The organism is Paraglaciecola polaris LMG 21857 (genome assembly GCF_000315055.1).
In the GTDB taxonomy this organism is placed as follows: domain Bacteria; phylum Pseudomonadota; class Gammaproteobacteria; order Enterobacterales; family Alteromonadaceae; genus Paraglaciecola; species Paraglaciecola polaris.
This window is the reverse complement of the sequence record NZ_BAER01000014.1, coordinates 26,243-45,877: the sequence shown is the minus strand read 5'-3', so window position 1 is coordinate 45,877 and position 19,635 is coordinate 26,243. Positions and strand designations below refer to the sequence as shown.

Below are 19,635 nucleotides of genomic sequence, written 5' to 3'. Positions count from 1 at the left end.
ATGCTGCATACTACCTCTACACTGGGTCCCAATATTGCCATTAATCCAGCTCTCAACATTCAATTAGTGCGTGTGGGTATCAGCCAAACACCAATTTTGGTCATTGATGATTACTTACAAAGTACCGCTGAGTTAATCCACTACGCTCGATTTCATGGAAAATTTAGCCCAGATAACACAAGTTACTATCCAGGAGTACGCAGTAAATTACCGAAAGAGTATGTAGTCGCTTGTCTGAAACCGTTAATGAAACGCTTGTATAGCGTGTTTGCTATTCCTACTCAACTCAGGCCAAACCCCATCGATAATACATTTTCTCTGGTAACAGTAGAGTCAGAAAATTTACTGCCCGTACAAACTTTGCCACATTTCGATACCTGCGACCCAAATCTATTGGCGGTTGTACATTATTTAAACCCCCTTTCACATGGGGGCACAGGGTTCTTTCGCCACAACCGTAGTGCCATAGAGCGCGTAAATCTCGGCGGCGAGCAAGAATATCTAATGGATGTGCAACGTTTGTTAAATAAAAGTCCACATAGTCAAAGTCAATACTGTGCGACATCACACCCTGCATACACCTGTATCTATCAGGTTCCATATCAGCAAAATCGACTGTTAATTTACCCAGGAAACTTACTTCACTCGGCACTAATAAATAAAACGGGTGACATTAATACCGATCCAAGCACAGGACGTCTCACCGCAAACATGTTTATAAAATTTAGTTAGTTTCAGCTTTTGAAGTGAGTAATTACACTCTATCAAGTCTATGTTTTATAACTAACCATTTAACTTCCAGAGCATTTCGTCTAATGTGGGTTGCCACTGAAAAACCCTGAGTTTTACTCGATTTCTAAATACCACTACGTTTTCTTCTTGTAACATCCCGGTTTGGTGTAACGCCTGATCAGACCCAGCAGAAAACGCCAATTGTCCAGATGAACGTATGACACGATACCAAGGGACAAACATGTCTTTTGGAATATAACCCAATGACTTTCCCACTAATCTGGCGCGACCAGGCAAGCCTGCAAGATCCGCGATTTGACCATAACTAGCCACTTTCCCTTTCGGGATAGCACAAACGGTTTGCCAAATTTGGTTATAATGTTGATTCACCATTATATTGACACTATGAAAAGGTTTTTTAGCATATATTATGCCTCTCTTGATCCGAATCTCTATGGGTAATAACAGCTTCGCTGCATTTAAACTCTCCCATCGGCAATTGCAAATCTGGTTATGTTTATGAAAAGGACCATGTGCTTAAATTGTCATTATCCACAATCCGTGTGTATTTGTGACGCGCTATGTACTGTCACCAGTACGCAAAAAGTGATTATTTTACAGCACCCTAGTGAAGTAAAACACGCTAAAAGCAGCGTTAAGTTAATCCGCTTATGCGTTCCCAATAGTGAAATATGGATTGGTGAAACACCAGGCGATTTTGCGCAATTAATCATTAATTTAAAAACACAGCGCAATCAGGTTTGTGTGATGTACCCGAACCAAAATAGCGTCCCACTGGAATCAATAAATGAAAAGCAGAACAGCAATATTACTAGCATTATTCTGCTCGATGCCACTTGGCGGAAAGCTTATAAGATATGGCAATTGAACCCGTGGTTACAACATTTACCCAGCTGGCATTTTGCCATACCGCCGCAATCTGAATATAAAATACGTAAAACGTCAGTATCGTCAGGCTTATCTACGCTAGAGGCTTTAGCCCATACCTTATATCTCACTCAAGGGCTCGACAAAGCCCCTTTACTTACAACATTTACTCGCATGCAACAGCGGGTATTCGCCCAACACTTATCTAATCCCTAGATAAAAAGCCATAAAATCGAAGGCACCATCATAAAAAGCAGACAACTTTTAGGGCAAACCTGCCAAAAAGGTAAAAACACTAACCGTATTTACCCTTTGTCATGCATAATTTGAATTAGTCGTAGATTGGCGACATTTTAAGTTCATCAAAGAACTGATGTTGTTTGTGTAGTTTTGCAACTCTAGGACTAGCCCTAGAGCGTCATTTAAGTATGTTGGTGTTATTTTGAAGTCAGTCTTTTTTTTTCATTTTTTTATTATACATATGTAGTTTCGATATTAAGGCCCAAGGCCCCTTAATTCCGTACTTTTCCGCATCCGATATTATTCACACAGATATTAGTCAGCAGTTAACCTATCAACGCATAGGCAAGGCACAGCTGCCCAACTATCAGGGGCCCCTTGAAGACTGGCTAAAATCGTTTAACAAGCGGGATATGAATGATTTGTTTAAAGACAGGTATGTAACGGCTTTCACTGTCAATAACGACACTCAAAACAGCAAGTGGTTTATCTACCCTAACGGCTCTGTGGTCGAAACCATTCGTATATCGGTTTACAAGGCACACCATGCCGCTTCCTCTTCTATTTCAGGATTAGATCACGACAACAGTTATCCATTACATTACGGTAGCAAAGTCACGATTGCCCCAGGGGAAACCGCCACCGTATTAATATTATTTAGTAGTGATTTTTTCTTCGCTCCGATAAAAATAACATTACAAACCCAAGATGAAATGGAATACCTTGTGGCTAATCACAATGTGATCTTGTTTATATGTTTTGGCATTTGTTTAGCCCTGGGTATATATAATATCTTTGTCTTTATCGTCATGCGCGATAAGCAATATTTGTTTTACGCTCTCTCGACCCTATTTTATGTCAGCGCATGGGCGGCCATTTTCGGCGTGTTTGAATATTTGCATTTATTCAGCGCTAAAGACTGGTTAATGCCGGGGTTTTTACTTGGTTCTGCTTTTTCAGCGTTTTTTCAAATAGAATTTTTTCGCCTTCATGTTACATCCAAGCGCACTATGTATCTTTTGCTTGTCCTTGGCTGCCTGTGCTTACTGTTACTGCCGTTAGCATTTTATAGTCAAGCCATTGGCTTATTACTGGTGTCAATAATGAGCTCAGCCGTGCTGTTGACTGACCTTAGCGTTGGGGTTGTAGCCTGGAAAAAAGGCTATAGGCCCGCCCGCTATTTTGTGTTTGCGCTGCTATGCGTGATAGTGCCAAACATTATCGGCAACCTCCTTAATCTAAGAATACTGCCGAGTATCGGTGTAGATATCTATTTACTTGGCTTTATCGGAATTGCGGCTGATAGCCTAGTTTTAGCTTTCGCACTGGCTGAGAAGATGCGCTTAGTCAACCTGCGTAATACCCAGTTAAAATCACAGCTCGAGCAGACCGTTGAATTTCGAACCTTAGCCTTGCGAGAAGCCAATCAAAAACTTGCCCAATCTAACCAGGAACTGGTAGAAGCTAACTCCGCTAAGGATCATTTTTTAGCCAATATGAGTCATGAAATTCGCACACCGCTTACCGCTATAATTGGATATGCGGACGGAATATTACTTGGTGATATAGATAAAGCTGAGCAGGAACGCGTGACTAACATCATCTATCAAAACGGCGCGCATTTGCTACGGATTATTAACGATATTCTAGATCTTAGTAAAATTGACGCGAACAAACTCGATTTCCACGCTGAAGCTTGCCATTTGTTTTCACTGTTGGGTCAAATTGAATCTGTCGTTGGTAAACGAGCTCGCGATAAAGGCTTAGCCTTTCATGTAGATTATAAATTTCCTTTACCTGAGCAAATAATTACCGATGCTACGCGCCTCAAGCAGATATTATTCAACCTAACCAATAATGCCCTCAAGTTCACTCATAGCGGCCACATCTGTTTGCAGGTAAGCGTTGAGGATGCAATGTTAGTTATTAATATCATCGACTCGGGCGAGGGAATTAGTCAAAGCGATTTGCAAAAATTATTTAACCCCTTTACCCAGGCGGATAGCGTGATTAACCGCCAAGTTAGTGGTACTGGATTAGGATTGAGTATTGCTAAACGCTTAGCTCAGGGCTTAGGTGGTGATATAAATGCCCAGAGTCAGCCACGCAAAGGCAGCACATTTACCATCACTATTAGGCTTAATGCGCTAGACAACACTCGTTGGTTAACTAGCGTACAGGATATCGCCCAAATAAATCATCGCCCTACGATGCCACCATCGATACTGCCTATATATGAGCGCTGTAACGTATTATTAGCTGACGATCATCCGCATAATCGAGAGCTCGTTGCCTTATTATTAAAGCGCATGAATATCACTGTGACAGAAGTCGCTGATGGTCAACAGGCACTCGAAGCGATACACGCAAGGCAGTTTGATTTACTGTTACTTGATATCCATATGCCAACATTAGACGGAGTCGAAACGCTTAAACAGATTCGAAATTCGGGAAACAACACACCCGCTATCGCATTAACGGCTAACACCATGAAGCACGAAGTCGATTATTATCTGCGCATAGGCTTTAGCGATCATCTGGCTAAGCCTATAGAACGAGACCTATTTGTGGCCAAAATTGGTCGCTATTTGAAGCTCACAGTTTCGGTTGTAACCCATATTGCCGACGATAAAATGTTGCCGCTTATTCGTAGATATATCAGTGACTTACGTAATGAGCTAAACAACATAGAGCAAGCTTGGATGAACAAGGATCTAGTATCAATTGTCGAATCAATTCACCGAATTAAAGGGGCTGCAGGTTCTTTCGGATTAGCCAATATAGGCGATATATTTAAGCAAATAGAAAAAGAAGCGATGAATGATGATGAAATAGCGTTGGAAAAAAATATCGCTGGGGCCCTCAGGTATGCCCATACCTGTATAGACCTGCCAGGGGTCGACGTGGCTAAAGCAATTATTCATTTTAATCACGCGTTAACCCCATATTTAGATCAGCTACCGGAGGTATTAACGTCAACTGAAAGCCTGATCGACGATGCACACCAGTTAGCCAAAGTAGGTGATACTGCTGGTGCTGCGGCCTTACTTACTCCTTTAACACAAAAATTTCATGAAAATGCCTTTACCCATTGCTCAAAGTACTTGGAGCAACTCGTTAATTTACTAAATCAGGATGCTTACTGCTCCGAAAGCTACAATGAAGTGATACATCCTATGCGCAACGCACTTGAAAGCCTCTCACAGGCACTAAAAAATAATATTCAGGGGACAGAATATATTTTTAATTAGGTTTGTTTAAAATGCTTTTGAAGGCGTATTTGCAACAATATGCCTTATATGGCGATGATTGCTATATTCAGCTCGTTTCTCACCTATCTAAGCGTCAAATTTAAAACATAAAAAACCCGGCTTAAAGCCGGGTTCCACATGAAACAATATACTATTTCAATTACTTGCGTAGCTTCTGAATCAATCGTAACTGCGCGATGGTTTCTGCTAACTCTGCAGCTGCTTCAGCATATTCGAAATCAGCACTTGGGTTCGCAATGTTATCTTCGAGGCGTTTTTTCGCCTCCAAAACAGCTTGCTCATCTAAGTCGCTTGCACGAACTGCCGTATCAGCAAGTACTGATATATGACCTGGTTGTACTTCAAGTACGCCACCAGCAACATAAATCAATTCTTCCTCGCCGAACTGCTTAACCACATTAACCATTCCAGCTTTTATGGTCGTAAGCAAAGGAGCGTGACCGTACTGAACACCAAGTTCACCTTCACTACCGGTAACTTGGATACTTTGCACTAGTCCAGAAAATATACTGTCTTCTGCGCTTACCACATCCAGTTGAATCGTCATTGCCATATACCCTCCTAACAAAAAAAGTTAAACGTATCCGAAGATACGCTTACATTTTTTTGGCTTTCTCAGATGCTTCTTCGATTGAACCAACCATGTAGAAAGCTTGTTCAGGAAGGTGATCAAATTCGCCTTCAAGAATGCCTTTGAAACCACTAATGGTATCTTTCAACGAAACATACTTACCAGGCGAACCAGTGAATACTTCAGCTACGAAGAAAGGCTGAGACAAGAAACGCTGAATTTTACGAGCACGTGAAACCGACAATTTATCTTCTTCAGATAACTCGTCCATACCCAAAATCGCGATGATGTCTTTTAGTTCTTTATAACGTTGAAGTACTGATTGAACACCACGGGCAGTGTCGTAATGCTCTTGACCGATAACTAACGGGTCGAGCTGACGTGAAGTTGAATCAAGTGGGTCAACAGCTGGGTAGATACCAAGCGAAGCGATATCACGAGACAATACAACGGTCGCGTCTAAGTGAGCAAACGTAGTAGCAGGTGATGGATCGGTCAAATCATCCGCAGGTACATATACCGCTTGGATTGAAGTGATTGAGCCAGTCTTAGTAGATGCGATACGCTCTTGAAGCACACCCATCTCTTCAGCCAATGTAGGCTGATAACCTACCGCAGATGGCATACGACCTAACAATGCAGATACTTCAGTACCAGCAAGAGTATAACGGTAGATGTTATCTACGAAGAAAAGTACGTCACGACCTTCGTCACGGAATTTTTCAGCCATAGTCAAACCAGTCAAAGCAACACGTAGACGGTTTCCAGGAGGCTCGTTCATTTGACCGTAAACCAACGATACTTTATCGAGTACGTTAGATTCGTTCATTTCATGATAGAAATCGTTACCTTCACGTGTACGCTCACCCACACCAGCGAATACAGAATAACCACTGTGCTCGATAGCGATGTTACGGATAAGCTCCATCATGTTTACGGTTTTACCAACACCAGCACCACCGAATAAACCAACTTTACCACCCTTAGCGAACGGGCATACCAAGTCGATAACTTTGATGCCGGTTTCAAGTAGCTCAACTGAACTTGACTGTTCTTCGTAAGTAGGCGCCGCGCGGTGAATAGACATACGTTCTTCTTCACCAATTGGACCTGCTTCGTCGATTGGGTTACCCAATACATCCATGATACGGCCAAGAGTAGCCTTGCCCACTGGAACCTGGATGGCTTCACCGCTATTTTCAACAGCTAAGCCACGGCGCAAGCCGTCAGTGGAACCCATGGCGATTGTACGCACTACGCCCCCACCTAGTTGTTGCTGTACTTCTAGGGTCAAACCTTGCAAATCACCTTCGGCGATACGCAATGCGTCATATATTTTTGGAACCGAATCTTGTGGAAATTCAATATCCACTACGGCGCCAATGATTTGGACGACCTTACCTTGACTCATGTTAATTCCTCTTAAATTCTAAAACCTTTGCCTACACCGCTGCCGCGCCGCTTACAATCTCACTAATTTCCTGTGTGATCGCTGCTTGGCGAGCTTTGTTGTATATCAGTTGTAAGTCATCAATTAAGTCACCCGCGTTATCAGTGGCGGCTTTCATTGCGACCATACGAGCAGCTTGCTCGGAGGCAGCGTTTTCAACCACGCCTTGATATACTTGAGACTCAATGTAACGAACCAATAGGGTATCCAAAATAGGTTTTGGATCCGGTTCGTATATATAATCCCAACGGTGCTTTAATGCTTTGTCGTCAGATTTAGGCAAAGGTAACAATTGATCGATCAGTGGCTCCTGAGCCATGGTGTTGACAAACTTGTTGAACACCAAATACAGGCGGTCGATTTTACCTTCGTTGAAGGCATTAAGCATAATACGCACTAAACCAATCACGTCTTTCACACTTGGTGCATCACCAATACCTGATTCAGCGGCCAACATATTGCCACCAAACCGGTTAAAAAACGCACATGATTTAGAACCTAGTGCTGCAAAATCAACTTCTACACCTTGTTCTTGCCATTTTTTCGCTTCTTTCGTGACCTTTTTGAATTCGTTGGTATTTAAACCACCACACAATCCACGGTCAGTAGAGATAACGATATAGCCGACACGCTTTATTTCACGGTCTTCTAAATAAGGATGGCGATATTCAAGGTTAGCGTTAGCCAGGTGACCGATCACGTTTCGAATATTCTCAGCGTATGGACGACTTGCAGTCATACGGTCTTGCGCCTTTTTCATTTTAGACGCAGCAACCATCTCCATCGCACTGGTGATTTTCTGAGTATTTTTAATACTCCCGATCTTACCTTTTATCTCTTTACCGCTAGCCATAAATCTATCTCCGATTATTCAACGAATGCACTGCCAATAAAGGCAGTGCCATTGATTACCAAGTTTGTGTTGCTTTAAATTTCTCTAAAGCTCCAGCTAACGTGGCTTCAATTTCAGCGTTGAAATTACCTGTATCGTTGATAGTTTTTATCAGCTCAGCGTAATCGCTGTTCATATATGAGTGCAACGCAGCTTCAAAATCTAGGATTTTGTCTAGTTCAACGTCTTTTAAGTACCCTTTTTCAACAGCGAACAATGAAACAGCCATATCAGCCACTGAAAGTGGTGCATATTGGTTCTGCTTCATTAATTCCATAACACGCTCACCATGCTCTAACTGAGCACGAGTCGCTTCGTCAAGGTCAGAAGCGAATTGCGAGAATGCCGCCAATTCACGATACTGAGCAAGCGCTAGACGGATACCACCACCTAACTTCTTAACGATTTTAGTTTGTGCCGCACCACCAACACGCGATACCGAAATACCAGCGTTAACCGCAGGACGAATCCCTGAGTTAAATAAGTCAGTTTCTAAGAAGATCTGACCGTCAGTAATAGAAATTACGTTAGTAGGTACGAATGCTGAAACGTCACCGGCTTGAGTTTCAATTATCGGCAATGCCGTAAGTGAACCTGTTTTACCTTTAACTTCACCGTTTGTGAACTTTTCCACGTAGTTTTCGTTAACACGTGCCGCACGTTCAAGAAGACGTGAATGCAAATAGAAAACGTCACCAGGATAAGCTTCACGACCAGGAGGACGACGCAGCAATAGTGAAATTTGACGATAGGCAACAGCTTGCTTAGATAAGTCATCATATACGATTAACGCATCTTCGCCGCGATCACGGAAGTATTCACCCATAGTACAGCCTGAGTAAGGAGCAAGATACTGCAATGCCGCTGATTCAGAAGCAGATGCCGCAACTACAATGGTGTGTGCCATTGCTCCGTGCTCTTCAAGCTTGCGTACTACGTTAGCGATTGTTGATGCCTTTTGGCCAATTGCTACGTAAACACATTTAACGCCAGAGTCTTTTTGGTTGATAATCGCATCAATGGCCAAAGCAGTTTTACCTGTTTGACGGTCACCGATAACCAATTCACGTTGTCCACGACCAACTGGGATCATAGCATCTACCGATTTGTAACCGGTTTGAATAGGTTGATCAACCGATTGACGTTCAATAACGCCAGGGGCAATTTTTTCTACTGGTTCAAATCCATCAGCTTCAATAGCACCTTTACCGTCGATCGGCGCACCAAGTGTGTTAACAACACGACCTAGTAAACCACGACCTACTGGTACTTCAAGGATACGACCTGATGAAGTAACCTTTGCGCCTTCTTGAAGATCGGCGTAAGGGCCCATAACAACCGCACCTACAGAGTCACGCTCTAGGTTCAATGCGATAGCGTAGCGATTACCAGGAAGCTCGATCATTTCACCTTGCATTACATCTGCAAGGCCATGAATACGGATAATACCGTCGGTAACACCAACGATAGTTCCTTCGTTACGAGCTTCACTTACTACTTCAAACTGTTCAATTCGCTGTTTGATCAGTTCTGCAATTTCAGTGGAATTCAGTTGCATGCTCTTTTCCCCGTTATGCTTGTAACGCGTCTGTGAGACGGTTTAATTTACTTTTAACCGATCCATCAATCACTGTATCACCGGCTTTGATAACAACTCCGGCAATCAGCGTAGGGTCGACGCTACAATTCAGCTTAACTTTTCGTGCAAGACGTTTTTCAAGAGCCGCGCTGATATCTGCTTGTTGTTTAACATTAAGTTCGCTCGCTGATGTCACATCAACTTCGATCTCTTTGTCGAATTCAGCTTTGAATTCATTAAACAATTCTGAGATTTCAGGAAGCGCCTGAAGACGTTTATTTTCAGCCAAAACTTTAACTAAGTTCTGACCATGTTGGTCGAGTTGTTCACCACAGACTTTATTAAAAAGCTCAGCTAACGATTCAGGTGCAACAGCCCCAGACATTAAATTTTTAATTTCTGGGTTTTTTGCTACCTGCGCTGCAAAGACCAGCATTTCCTGCCAGCCTGCGATAATCTTTTGCTCAACCGCATAATCGAACGCAGCTTTTGCGTAAGGGCGAGCAATGGTAGTCAATTCAGACATAGCTCAAATTCCCCTTATAGCTCGGCGACTAGTTTTGCAACTATGTCACTTTGCGCTGCGGCATCAATTTGACGCTCAAGAATTTTCTCAGCACCGGCAACAGCTAACGCTGCGACTTGCTTACGCAAATCTTCTTTTGCACGGTTACGCTCAGCTTCAATTTCAGCATGACCTTGAGCAATGATATTCTCACGCTCTTGGTGGGCACGTTGCGTTTCTTCATCAACAATTTGAGAACCACGCTTCTTAGCCTGCTCGATAATTCCAGCTGCTTGAGTTTTCGCCTCTTTCAACTGGTCTGTCGCTTTCGCTTGAGCCAGTTCTAGATCCTTTTCGCCACGTTCAGACGCAGCAAGACCATCAGCAATTTTCTTTTGACGTTCTTCTATAGCGCCCATAATAGGGGGCCATACAAACTTCATGCAGAACCACACGAAGAATATAAATGCTAGAAGTTCGCCAAATAGAGTGGCATTGATATTCAAAACCGCTCCTCCTATATTCGTTATTGTCTAGTTAGGTGCTTAAACAGCAAACTTCGCGCTTTCAACGAACAATAAGAAAAGAGCGATTGCTACACCGATCATTGCGATTGCATCAATAAGACCAGCAACAATGAACATTTTAACTTGCAGTTGAGGTGCTAGCTCAGGTTGACGAGCAGCAGACTCTAGAAATTTACCACCTAGAAGACCGAAACCGATCGCTGGGCCCAATGCGCAAAGTCCTATCAAAATACCAACCGCGATATAAAGATTTCCTAAGATTTCCATAGATTTTCACCTTTGTGTTTAAGTTAATGTTAAAAGAATAAAACGTTGTAAAACTAGTGTTCTTCACTTGCTAGGCTTAAATACACGATGGTCAACATCATGAAGATAAACGCTTGTAATGGAATAATTAACAAGTGAAATGCAGCCCATAGGAAGTGAATTGGCAATTGCCACACGCCCAGTGTTCCTGCAATAAGAATAAAGATCAGCTCGCCAGCATATAAATTACCGAACAAACGAAGTGATAAAGATAACGGCTTAGCAACCAAAGATACCGTCTCAAGAATAAAGTTGAACCAGTATAACCAAGGCGTATTAAACGGATGTGCATATAACTCTTTCAAGAAGCCGCCAACACCTTTGATTTTTATTGAGTAAAAAATCATCAACGCAAACACACCGAGAGACAAAGCAAAGGTCATATTCACGTCTGTGGTCGGCACAACTTTCATGTAAGTATGAGATTGACCTGCAGCAATAACATCCATAGATTCACCTGCAATCAAAGATGCTAAAATAGGAAGAAAATCAACTGGAATTAAATCCATCAGGTTCATCAACAGTACCCATACAAAAATGGTTAATGCTAACGGTGCGATAAGTGCACTTTTACCGTGATAGGTACTTTTCACCGTGTCGTCGACAAACTCAACGATCAATTCAACACACGCCTGCCATTTGCCTGGCACGCCTGCGCTTGCTTTTTTCGCGACAGCGCGAAAGCTTAAAATAAAAACTAATCCAAGTATCACCGACCAAGCGAGAGTATCGACGTGAAAGGTCCAGAAACCTTCGCCAACCGCTGCATTGGTTAAATGGTGCTGAATATAACCACTAATGGTTTGTTCGCCAGCAGATCCTGCCATTTTGCCACCCAAGTATGTAAAGTTAAAAAATCTGTATTGATCTCGTTAGTGCTTAACGCGACCTAAAAATAGTATTGCGGGCCATTGGCTAACCAAAGTCACCACATAACTCAACATCAATGGCAGCGGCTGTATGTCTTTCCATTGATAAGCCACGATAAAAAGTAAGATGGTGGCGAAGAATTTGAGTTTTGAGCCTTTGTTAAACTGCTGTACTACCAGCTTATTTTTACTGGCGCCAGCATATCTAAATGCAAAGTAAGCGAAAATGGCACTAGGCAGCATACAAATAACACCACCTAACAAGGATGATAGTGCCGAGTTCTGACCAAAAAATACCGCAAAAAATACACTTAGGGCGATGATAATAATCATTTGGCAGATAAAAATGTGTTTTGCCAACGCTCGACCCGGTGCGGTTAAACTCGCTATCAACTTATTCCTCTACTTGCTGATACCTTCAAAAGCGCCGAAAGTATACTTATCTGCGACGAATTTACAACTTAAAAGGGTATTTCGATTGTCTATTTGTAACATTACTTTATGTGCAACAAAATTCCGTCTAATTCGTCTAAACTGGAGAAATTGATCACGACTTTACCTTTCCCCTTCGCATTGTGGGCAATTTGTACCGGTGCACCCAAATTTTCCGACAATTCATTTTGCAAACGCTCCACATCTGGGTCGGGTTTTTTTTCTACTTTTGGACTGGCAGGTTCAAGAAATTTACGCACTAAATTTTCAGTGTCTCTGACGGTCAATCCTTTACCTGACACTATGTGTGCAGCTTCTAATTGAGCGTCACCTTCAAGGCCAAGTAAGGCTCTTGCGTGACCCATTTCAATGTCCCCATGCTCCAAGAGTAATTTTACATCATCATGCAAATTATTTAACCGTAATAAATTAGTAACGGTAGTGCGAGATTTCCCCACAGCAGTGGCAACTTCTTGATGGGTTAATTCAAACTCACTCATTAAGCGTTCTAAGGCCTGAGCTTCTTCCATGGCATTAAGATCTTCACGTTGAATGTTTTCAATCAAGGCGATAGCGACAGCTGCTTCATCTGGTACATCTTTAATCAAACACGGGATTGTATCAAGACCCGCTATCTGAGATGCGCGCCAGCGACGTTCACCAGCAATAATTTCATATTCATTGTTACCAACGGTACGCACGATAATAGGTTGAATAATCCCCTGTGAGCGAATAGAAGACGCCAAGTCCTCTAACGCATCTGGCGACATGTCTTTGCGTGGTTGGTATTTTCCAGGTTTAAGGAATTCGATCGCTATTTGTTGTAATTCACTGTCGTTTTGCAGAACTTGCTCGCCTTCAGCATTACGTGATGCCTGACTCGTCGCCAATAGTGCATCTAAACCTCGTCCTAACCCTCTTTTTTTCGCTGACATGTAATTCTCTATTCAACCCGTATTAATATTCAGTTAACTAACTTTGGAAACGCTATCTTTTTTGCCACGGCGGAGTATTTCTCCCGCTAACGCTAAATAAGCTTTTGACCCAGTTGAGGAGCGGTCATAGTACATCGCTGGTGTACCGAAGCTTGGCGCTTCTGCTAAACGGACATTACGCGGTATTACAGTACGGTATACTTGCTCACCAAAATGGCGTTTTAGTTGCTCAGACACATCATTAGCAAGACGATTGCGCGGATCGTACATGGTGCGTAACACCCCTTCAATTGTTAATTCTGGATTTACCACCGAAGCGAGTTTCTTTATGGTATCCATTAAGGCGGTTAATCCTTCAAGTGCGTAATATTCACACTGCATAGGTACCAGTACGGAATCTGCTGCCGCCATTGCGTTCACCGTTAATTGATTCAGTGAAGGCGGGCAATCGATGAAAATAAAATCGTAGTAATTACGCACGGGCGCAAGCGCATTCCTTAAACGGACTTCTCTGGCAAACACTTCCATTAACTTAATTTCCGCAGCAGTTACATCTGCATTGGCGGCGATTAAGTCATATTTACCTGTGGTGTCTGAAATAACCACGTCTTTGATCGGTTTTTCTTCGATCAGTAATTCATAACAGGTATTGGGTGCATCATATTTATCAACACCGCTTCCCATGGTGGCATTCCCTTGTGGATCTAAATCGATCAACAAGACTTTACGCTTGGTAGCCGCCATAGAGGCAGCAACATTCACCGCAGTAGTAGTTTTACCTACGCCACCTTTTTGATTGGCAATTGCAATGACTTTTCCCAAAATAGTATTCCAGTGGTTATATGTCGCCATTCAGTTGAAAGCAACTGATGCGCAAAGTGAAAAAATTATCTAGCAGAAGATAAAGCTTTTGCTGCAAAAAAGAAATGCTCAATTAAGACTTAACAATCTTAACGAGATGTCTTTCTCCGTCTAATGTAGGTACGTGTAATTGAACAACGTCTATGACAGTAAAGCCCTCAGGTAACTCATCTATCTCTTGTTGGGGCAATTGCCCTTTGAGTGCGACAAATGAGCCATTTTCGTTAATTAAGTGCTGACACCAAGTCAACATGTCATTTAACGAGGCAAATGCCCGGCTCAGCACACCATCCAGTTGATGGGGACTAACAAAGTCTTCTACTCGGGATTGAACTGGCTGAATATTATCTAACTTAAGCTCATAGGCAACTTGCTTCATAAAACGAACACGCTTACCCAAACTGTCAAGTAAAGTGAAATGTGTTTGTGGCAGCATGATCGCTAGGGGGATCCCAGGTAAACCAGGCCCCGTACCTACATCAATGTAATAACTTTGATCCAAGTATGGAGCAACCACGATAGAATCCATGATGTGTTTTAACAACATCGACTCAGGATCGCGCACAGAGGTGAGGTTGTACGCTTTATTCCATTTTTGAATTAGCCGCACAAAACCAATGAGCTGCGTGATCTGAGCATCAGATACCTGTAAATCGGTTTTGCTGATGTGGCCAGCGAGTAAATTGGTTAAATATTCAGTGTTATCTGACATTAGGCTGTTTTACGCTCTGACTTTCTTAATAAACCATGCTTTTTTAAATAGACCAAAAGCAACGATATTGCAGCCGGTGTAATACCAGATATACGTGATGCTAAGCCTAATGTTTCAGGTCTGGCATCGCTAAGTTTAGCCACAACTTCATTAGACAATCCTGAAATTTGACTGTAATTAAAATCAAGTGGGATCAAGGTATTTTCATTTTTACGTGATTTAGCGATTTCATCATGCTGACGTTCGATGTATCCCGCATATTTGATTTGAATTTCTACTTGCTCAGCGGCCTTGGGATCGGTGATCCCTGGACCAAACTCAGTCACCTTCATCAACGTTTCATAGGTCATCTCCGGACGCCTAATCAGATCCTCTAAGGTGTTTTCTTTACTCAAAGGGTTTTTCAACAAAGGATTGAGTATCTCACTCGCTGCGTGTTTGGGATGCACCCATGTTTCACGTAAACGTTGGCGTTCAAGTTCTATTGCTTCTAATTTGATATTGAATGCTTGCCAACGTTCTTCATCAACTAAACCAAGAGCATAACCTTTTTCAGTTAATCGGATATCGGCATTATCTTCCCGGAGTAACAAACGGTATTCTGCACGGCTGGTAAACATGCGGTAGGGTTCTTTGGTTCCCATGGTTGCCAGATCATCGATAAGAACCCCCATGTACGCTTCGTCACGACGTAAGATCAAAGGATCTTTACCTTGGCATTGCAATGAAGCGTTAGCACCTGCGACTAGGCCCTGGGCTCCTGCTTCTTCGTAGCCCGTAGTACCGTTAATTTGGCCAGCAAAAAAGAGACCTTTAATAAATTTTGTTTCTAACGTTTGCTTCAGATCTCTTGGATCGAAAAAGTCATATTCGATCGCATAACCTGGCCGAATAATATGGGCATTTTCAAAACCCTTAATCGAACGAACCAAAGCAAATTGAACATCAAAGGGTAGGCTAGTTGAAATACCATTAGGGTAAACTTCAATGCTATTTAAGCCCTCTGGCTCAACAAATATTTGATGAGAATCTTTATCTGCAAAGCGATTGATTTTGTCTTCAATGGACGGGCAATAACGAGGCCCAATACCCTCAATAACACCGGTATACATGGGTGAGCGATCTAGCCCCCCGCGAATAATATCATGTGTTTGAGTATTGGTATGGGTGATGTAACACGCGATTTGCTTAGGGTGATCTTCTACTTTTCCCATGAATGAAAATACCGGAATAGGACTGTCACCGAGCTGTTCTTGCATGACGCTATAATCGAGGGTTCTTGAGTCTAAACGTGCTGGGGTACCTGTTTTTAACCTAGCTACCCTGAATGGCAATGCACGTAAACGATCTGCTAGGGCAATCGAAGGAGGATCACCGGCACGTCCACCTTTGTAATTTTCCATTCCTATGTGAATGGTGCCACCTAAAAAGGTCCCTACGGTGATTACAACTGCGTTACCACGAAATTTAAGACCCATCTGAGTCACTACGCCAGTGACCCGGTTATTTTCAACGATCAGATCATCGCAGGACTGTTGGAAAATGGTCAAATTTTCTTGATTTTCTATGATGTTGCGTATCTCAGATCGATACAATGATCTATCTGCTTGAGCACGTGTAGCCCTTACAGCGGGGCCTTTGCTGGAATTTAAAGTGCGGAATTGGATCCCACCTTTGTCAATGGCTTTTGCCATACTTCCACCCAGAGCATCAATTTCTTTAACCAAATGGCCTTTACCAATTCCACCAATTGCCGGGTTACATGACATTTGACCTAAGGTTTCAATGTTATGTGTCAGTAACAGGGTTTTTGAACCCATACGGGCAGCCGCAAGTGCCGCTTCTGTCCCTGCGTGACCACCACCAACTACGATTACATCAAACTGTTGTTGATAAAACATTTACTACCTCTTTAATCATGTATATCCCAAAAAAGGGGCACATATTCTATATGTTATTTAGCATAAGTGAAATGCTTAAAATTCATTCAGAAGATCGAACCGATCTTGCTTAATCTTTATAAGATCTATTTAGATCTTTACTTATTATTATTATTATTAGGGATCGCATGATCTGTGTGTAACCGTATATTTATTTGTATTATCAATAGCTTGTGAGCAATGTTTTGTTGTGATCAATCCTTGATCTAAGTTGTATAGCTTGGGGGTAACTAGCGATCTTATCCACAGGGCGATCTAGGCTTAATATTATCCCGTGGATATATCCTTAATATACAGCAGTTATACATAGTTTTATGCACAATTAAGGATAAGGTTTGATCTAACTGTGTATAAAGTGTGATCTCTAATTGCATGATCTAGCGCTAGTTGGCGCGTAGTCTCACTTGTGCATTATGGATCATGATCCTTGATCGCCTTGTGTATAAGTCAGGGATCTAACGAATATTTTTTTTTATGCTGCAATGAAATAAATGCAAAATAGTAAATAATTTGCCGTTATAGCAAGTATATAAGGCGTCAACTGGCTAGAGTCGCTTCTGTTCAAAAGTCAATTTTGCTGAAAATAGGGTTAATATTAACCGATAGGATCCTAGTTTTTAGATCGAGAAAGGTAAGATCTCTTGATTAAGGATCTTACTTTGCTGCGAATGGGTGATCTTTATGCTTGCCTTTAAGACATTATTTTACTTGATTAGGTTGATACCCTGTTGCTCGATGTGATTCGACCTGAGTCGGAATTATTTCCTTTCTGCGACTAGGACCCTCAAATCGTACTTTATAAGTGTCGTATTCCTTAATGGACTCAAAGCAATAGCTACCAAGGGCTTGCTCAAGTTCAGCTAAATTATGATTAGTAATTAATATACAATTTTTATTATGGGCTAAACGTTGTCTAAGAAGGTTACCTAGCCAGCTTTGGGCGTTCTTTTTAAGGGCCGACTCATTAACACATACTTCATCAAGAATTAGTAAGTCGACGTCTAATAGCTCCTGGTTGATTTCTCGGAATTTCTCTCCTACTTTGTCTGTTGCGCTGTAATCGTATGAGAAAAAGCGCATTTCTAAGAGTGTTGATAGCTGACGATACAATACGGTTATTTCATATTGGTTTATCAGTTCATGGGCGATAGCGCCCGCTGTGTGTGATTTCCCGCGTCCGTAGTCGCCGTAAAATATCATCATATGTGAACCACTTTTACGCCATGCAGGATCTTCGTGAGCAGCAATAAAAGAATGCGCGATGCTTATCGCTTCTTTTACGTCGTCACTGTCTTCAATCAAATTATCAAAGGTCCATTTTGGGTTGAGATCAGAACGCCCGTGTAGATCTTGTATACGGCTACGTTTGCCTTCTTTTTGTAATAGACGCACGTCGCGATTAGCTAATGCTTCGTGCTCTATTCTCACGGTTTTATAATCGGTATAAGATTCGGGAATGTGCTTTCTACCGAGTGTTTTACCGAGTTGCTCTATTCTATCTTTCAGACTTTTCATGACAATATTCCACCGGTGATCATGAGTTAGAGGTAGTTTTAAGTTTATTACTGTATTTAGCAACCAGATTTTTTGCGTTCTCGTCCGCTACGACACCTGCTTTTGCAGTAATAACTTGATTACCTACTTTATGGATAGCTTTAATATTTTTGGCAAGACGTTTTTGTTTTACGTTGAATACAAATTTTTGTGTCCATTGAAATTGAGTAAATTGAGTTTGCGGACGTCCTAACCAATATGCCACGAAATCGCCAAGCTCATGTCCGGAAAATGCACTGTCTATAATACCCACGAGTTTGGCTAAATCAGCATACAATGTAGCGTTTGGTGACCAGTCTGTACTCATTTTCTGCCATTGCAAATGAAGCTGACTATAATCATCGGGCGTAATCATAAGTAATGGAAGTAGTAATATTTTGCCGTTGAAGCTTTTATTCAAATCGACTTCATCAATAAAGCTGACTAGTTCTACTTGGCTTAACTCTTTAATTAAGCTATTGACTTGGCGGCCGAGCGTAAACCTACTTTCTTTTGCATTTAGCATGTTTAACAATGATTTATAGTTAAGTGGCTGTGTTTTACCGGTTTTAAGATCAACAGACGGTTTTAAGCCCATTAAATACAGCACTCGAGCGTCGTTACTCAACGCTTGATTTAATGCCTTTTGTTCTGCTTCATTCAACCACTTATCCAAGATCTATCCTCTACTATCTAACCAAATTTCTAACCACTGAATAGCTGAGTGCTCAGGAATAGGTTGATTCAAAACGTCGATATTGAGTGCCGGTGTATCTAGCCTAGCGCCGCTGTTCTTTAGTATTTTTTCAATCTTTAATGCGCCATGACAAAATGTGTCGTAGCTGCTATCACCAAGCCCAACCAGTATAAAAGTAGTGCCGCTTAAATCTGTTGATTCAACCTGCTTGATAAATTTATGAATATTATCGGGAAGGTCCCCAGCACCGTGAGTAGAGGTACAAATTATCCACGTCGCAGCGTTCGATATTTCTGTTAGATCCGGAGATAAATGAACCTGGGAAGTCAATTTGTATTCAGTCAATTTTTCTTCTATGGCTTCAGCAACATATTCACTCGCACCGAGCACACTACCTACTATGATCTCAAAATCTACCATTGTTTTGTTTTCCCACTGTGTCATAAAATCATTGTACATTGCATATATTGGCACGACCATGCTTAACGCAACGTGTCATTTATAATTGGCCGCATTTTATTTGTTTGTAATCAAGTATTAAGTTACCAGTATATTAAAGTTATATATATTTACCTTTATGTTTAATATTGATAACGAAAAGTTCGTTTTAGTATTCTTTGTATAAAAAATTATAATTAATAATCAGCATATTTCATTTTGTTATCGTGAAATGGTTTATGCCGTGCAATTAATT

General features: G+C 41.7%; 20 protein-coding genes. 3 read left to right on the top strand and 17 right to left on the bottom strand.

From position 1 onward, the window contains the following. Nucleotides 1-732: a DUF6445 family protein gene (locus tag GPLA_RS01280; RefSeq protein ID WP_007102984.1), complete on the top strand. Its 732-nt coding sequence runs from the start codon at nucleotides 1-3 to the stop codon at nucleotides 730-732. A gap of 51 nt (nucleotides 733-783) precedes the next feature. On the opposite strand, the gene GPLA_RS01275 is transcribed toward GPLA_RS01280, so the two are convergent. Next, the gene (locus GPLA_RS01275; RefSeq protein WP_007102983.1) at nucleotides 784-1,125 is read right to left on the bottom strand and encodes an MGMT family protein; all 342 of its coding nucleotides are present in this window, start codon (nucleotides 1,123-1,125) and stop codon (nucleotides 784-786) included. A gap of 126 nt (nucleotides 1,126-1,251) precedes the next feature. On the opposite strand from GPLA_RS01275, the gene GPLA_RS01270 reads away from it, so the two are divergent. Together GPLA_RS01270 and GPLA_RS01265 are read left to right on the top strand one after the other, a co-directional pair. Beyond that, nucleotides 1,252-1,836 carry a tRNA-uridine aminocarboxypropyltransferase gene (locus GPLA_RS01270; protein ID WP_040513732.1) on the top strand — a complete coding sequence of 195 codons (585 nt, stop codon included), beginning with the start codon at nucleotides 1,252-1,254 and terminating at the stop codon, nucleotides 1,834-1,836. Nucleotides 1,837-2,273: 437 nt separating this feature from the next. Then, the gene (locus GPLA_RS01265; RefSeq protein ID WP_007102981.1) at nucleotides 2,274-5,111 is read left to right on the top strand and encodes an ATP-binding protein; all 2,838 of its coding nucleotides are present in this window, start codon (nucleotides 2,274-2,276) and stop codon (nucleotides 5,109-5,111) included. 160 nt (nucleotides 5,112-5,271) lie between these two features. On the opposite strand, the gene GPLA_RS01260 is transcribed toward GPLA_RS01265, so the two are convergent. The 16 genes from GPLA_RS01260 to mioC form a co-directional block, all read right to left on the bottom strand. Beyond that, entirely contained in the window at nucleotides 5,272-5,685 is a 414-nt protein-coding gene (locus GPLA_RS01260; protein WP_007102980.1) for a F0F1 ATP synthase subunit epsilon, read from the bottom strand. A 43-nt stretch (nucleotides 5,686-5,728) separates the two neighbouring features. Further along, complete coding sequence (gene atpD / locus GPLA_RS01255) at nucleotides 5,729-7,114, bottom strand: F0F1 ATP synthase subunit beta (protein WP_007102979.1); 1,386 nt, start codon at nucleotides 7,112-7,114, stop codon at nucleotides 5,729-5,731. Nucleotides 7,115-7,145: 31 nt separating this feature from the next. Then, entirely contained in the window at nucleotides 7,146-8,006 is an 861-nt protein-coding gene (gene atpG / locus GPLA_RS01250) for a F0F1 ATP synthase subunit gamma (RefSeq protein WP_007102978.1), read from the bottom strand. Nucleotides 8,007-8,061: 55 nt separating this feature from the next. After that, nucleotides 8,062-9,603 carry a F0F1 ATP synthase subunit alpha gene (gene atpA, locus GPLA_RS01245; protein ID WP_007102977.1) on the bottom strand — a complete coding sequence of 514 codons (1,542 nt, stop codon included), beginning with the start codon at nucleotides 9,601-9,603 and terminating at the stop codon, nucleotides 8,062-8,064. A 13-nt stretch (nucleotides 9,604-9,616) separates the two neighbouring features. Next, nucleotides 9,617-10,150, bottom strand: a complete 534-nt coding sequence (atpH, locus tag GPLA_RS01240; RefSeq protein WP_007102976.1) for a F0F1 ATP synthase subunit delta — start codon at nucleotides 10,148-10,150, stop codon at nucleotides 9,617-9,619. Between the two features lie 14 nt (nucleotides 10,151-10,164). Continuing rightward, nucleotides 10,165-10,635 (bottom strand): F0F1 ATP synthase subunit B, encoded by a 471-nt coding sequence (gene atpF, locus GPLA_RS01235; protein WP_007102975.1) that lies wholly within the window; start codon nucleotides 10,633-10,635, stop codon nucleotides 10,165-10,167. Nucleotides 10,636-10,674: 39 nt separating this feature from the next. Next, a complete protein-coding gene (gene atpE / locus GPLA_RS01230) occupies nucleotides 10,675-10,923 on the bottom strand; it encodes a F0F1 ATP synthase subunit C (protein ID WP_006994918.1) in 249 nt (82 codons plus the stop codon). Between the two features lie 53 nt (nucleotides 10,924-10,976). Then, a complete protein-coding gene (gene atpB / locus GPLA_RS01225) occupies nucleotides 10,977-11,789 on the bottom strand; it encodes a F0F1 ATP synthase subunit A (RefSeq protein ID WP_007102974.1) in 813 nt (270 codons plus the stop codon). Nucleotides 11,790-11,834: 45 nt separating this feature from the next. Beyond that, nucleotides 11,835-12,224 (bottom strand): ATP synthase subunit I, encoded by a 390-nt coding sequence (locus tag GPLA_RS01220; protein WP_007102973.1) that lies wholly within the window; start codon nucleotides 12,222-12,224, stop codon nucleotides 11,835-11,837. Nucleotides 12,225-12,325: 101 nt separating this feature from the next. Further along, a complete protein-coding gene (locus tag GPLA_RS01215) occupies nucleotides 12,326-13,198 on the bottom strand; it encodes a ParB/RepB/Spo0J family partition protein (RefSeq protein WP_007102972.1) in 873 nt (290 codons plus the stop codon). 33 nt (nucleotides 13,199-13,231) lie between these two features. Next, nucleotides 13,232-14,020 carry a ParA family protein gene (locus GPLA_RS01210; RefSeq protein ID WP_007102971.1) on the bottom strand — a complete coding sequence of 263 codons (789 nt, stop codon included), beginning with the start codon at nucleotides 14,018-14,020 and terminating at the stop codon, nucleotides 13,232-13,234. 112 nt (nucleotides 14,021-14,132) lie between these two features. Further along, nucleotides 14,133-14,771, bottom strand: coding sequence for a 16S rRNA (guanine(527)-N(7))-methyltransferase RsmG (rsmG, locus tag GPLA_RS01205; RefSeq protein ID WP_007102970.1), 639 nt, complete (start codon nucleotides 14,769-14,771; stop codon nucleotides 14,133-14,135). After that, on the bottom strand, nucleotides 14,771-16,672 hold the full coding sequence (gene mnmG, locus GPLA_RS01200; protein ID WP_007102969.1) for a tRNA uridine-5-carboxymethylaminomethyl(34) synthesis enzyme MnmG: 1,902 nt from the start codon (nucleotides 16,670-16,672) through the stop codon (nucleotides 14,771-14,773). The genes rsmG and mnmG overlap by 1 nt, the downstream gene beginning before the upstream one ends. Before the next feature lie 738 nt (nucleotides 16,673-17,410). Continuing rightward, nucleotides 17,411-18,226 (bottom strand): ATP-binding protein, encoded by an 816-nt coding sequence (locus GPLA_RS01195; protein WP_007102968.1) that lies wholly within the window; start codon nucleotides 18,224-18,226, stop codon nucleotides 17,411-17,413. A 19-nt stretch (nucleotides 18,227-18,245) separates the two neighbouring features. Continuing rightward, nucleotides 18,246-18,920 carry a DnaT-like ssDNA-binding domain-containing protein gene (locus GPLA_RS01190; RefSeq protein ID WP_007102967.1) on the bottom strand — a complete coding sequence of 225 codons (675 nt, stop codon included), beginning with the start codon at nucleotides 18,918-18,920 and terminating at the stop codon, nucleotides 18,246-18,248. A 3-nt stretch (nucleotides 18,921-18,923) separates the two neighbouring features. Next, nucleotides 18,924-19,361 (bottom strand): FMN-binding protein MioC, encoded by a 438-nt coding sequence (mioC, locus tag GPLA_RS01185; RefSeq protein ID WP_007102966.1) that lies wholly within the window; start codon nucleotides 19,359-19,361, stop codon nucleotides 18,924-18,926. Nucleotides 19,362-19,635: the final 274 nt, after the last annotated feature.

Bases quoted from the DNA above. Each gene is read 5' to 3' on its own strand.
- GPLA_RS01265 (WP_007102981.1), top strand. From the start codon at position 2,274: ATGAATGATTTGTTTAAAGACAGGTATGTAACGGCTTTCACTGTCAAT.
- atpH (WP_007102976.1), bottom strand. From the start codon at position 10,150: ATGTCTGAATTGACTACCATTGCTCGCCCTTACGCAAAAGCTGCGTTC.
- mnmG (WP_007102969.1), bottom strand. From the start codon at position 16,672: ATGTTTTATCAACAACAGTTTGATGTAATCGTAGTTGGTGGTGGTCAC.
- atpB (WP_007102974.1), bottom strand. From the start codon at position 11,789: ATGGCAGGATCTGCTGGCGAACAAACCATTAGTGGTTATATTCAGCAC.
- GPLA_RS01280 (WP_007102984.1), top strand. From the start codon at position 1: ATGCTGCATACTACCTCTACACTGGGTCCCAATATTGCCATTAATCCA.
- GPLA_RS01195 (WP_007102968.1), bottom strand. From the start codon at position 18,226: ATGAAAAGTCTGAAAGATAGAATAGAGCAACTCGGTAAAACACTCGGT.
- GPLA_RS01275 (WP_007102983.1), bottom strand. From the start codon at position 1,125: ATGGTGAATCAACATTATAACCAAATTTGGCAAACCGTTTGTGCTATC.
- GPLA_RS01260 (WP_007102980.1), bottom strand. From the start codon at position 5,685: ATGGCAATGACGATTCAACTGGATGTGGTAAGCGCAGAAGACAGTATA.
- atpA (WP_007102977.1), bottom strand. From the start codon at position 9,603: ATGCAACTGAATTCCACTGAAATTGCAGAACTGATCAAACAGCGAATT.
- mioC (WP_007102966.1), bottom strand. From the start codon at position 19,361: ATGGTAGATTTTGAGATCATAGTAGGTAGTGTGCTCGGTGCGAGTGAA.
- atpE (WP_006994918.1), bottom strand. From the start codon at position 10,923: ATGGAAATCTTAGGAAATCTTTATATCGCGGTTGGTATTTTGATAGGA.
- GPLA_RS01215 (WP_007102972.1), bottom strand. From the start codon at position 13,198: ATGTCAGCGAAAAAAAGAGGGTTAGGACGAGGTTTAGATGCACTATTG.
- atpD (WP_007102979.1), bottom strand. From the start codon at position 7,114: ATGAGTCAAGGTAAGGTCGTCCAAATCATTGGCGCCGTAGTGGATATT.
- GPLA_RS01270 (WP_040513732.1), top strand. From the start codon at position 1,252: ATGAAAAGGACCATGTGCTTAAATTGTCATTATCCACAATCCGTGTGT.
- atpG (WP_007102978.1), bottom strand. From the start codon at position 8,006: ATGGCTAGCGGTAAAGAGATAAAAGGTAAGATCGGGAGTATTAAAAAT.
- rsmG (WP_007102970.1), bottom strand. From the start codon at position 14,771: ATGTCAGATAACACTGAATATTTAACCAATTTACTCGCTGGCCACATC.